Annotated in this window: 1 pseudogene; it reads right to left on the bottom strand. The window is 55.0% G+C overall.

The annotated features are described in order from the left end of the window. Positions 1-211, bottom strand: a pseudogene (locus ADM33_RS11400) (peptidase); the annotation flags it as partial.

Here is a 211-nt window from a genome sequence, read left to right as displayed (position 1 = left end):
TTCGGCTTCAGCGTCAACCAGTGCAGTAGCTTCGGCTTCAGCATCGACTAGTGCAGTAGCTTCAGCCTCAGCGTCAACAAGCGCGATCGCTTCAGCATCAGCATCAACCAGCGCGGTAGCCTCGGCTTCAGCGTCAACAAGTGCAGTAGCCTCAGCCTCAGCATCAACAAGTGCAGTAGCATCAGCTTCAGCGTCAACAAGTGCAGTTGCA

Origin of the sequence: Streptococcus oralis, assembly GCF_001075875.1 — a bacterium.
Classification (GTDB): domain Bacteria; phylum Bacillota; class Bacilli; order Lactobacillales; family Streptococcaceae; genus Streptococcus; species Streptococcus oralis_I.
Note: the sequence above shows the minus strand (reverse complement) of the source record. Positions and strands in the feature narration are given on the sequence as shown.